Source organism: Vibrio sp. 10N.261.46.E11 (assembly GCF_041472735.1).
Lineage (GTDB): Bacteria > Pseudomonadota > Gammaproteobacteria > Enterobacterales > Vibrionaceae > Vibrio.
This window is the reverse complement of record NZ_JBFRQW010000099.1, coordinates 1-200: the sequence shown is the minus strand read 5'-3', so window position 1 is coordinate 200 and position 200 is coordinate 1. Positions and strand designations below refer to the sequence as shown.

The following is a 200-nucleotide window of genomic DNA, read 5'->3' as shown; positions in this document are numbered from 1 at the left end:
ATCCTGCACGACCCACCATTTCCTTCCAAGGAAATAAAAATATGGGGCTATAGCTCAGCTGGGAGAGCGCCTGCCTTGCACGCAGGAGGTCTGCGGTTCGATCCCGCATAGCTCCACCATTCCTTCCATAAGAATGGCTTTTATTTTCACTTTTAAAAAGTGAAGACAAAAGGAAACTTTATGGGCGATTAGCTCAGTTG

At 46.5% G+C, this 200-nt stretch carries 1 tRNA gene; it reads left to right on the top strand.

The features are described 5' to 3' along the window. Positions 1-43: 43 nt before the first annotated feature. Positions 44-119: transfer RNA gene (locus AB4407_RS20870), tRNA-Ala, on the top strand. Positions 120-200: the final 81 nt, after the last annotated feature.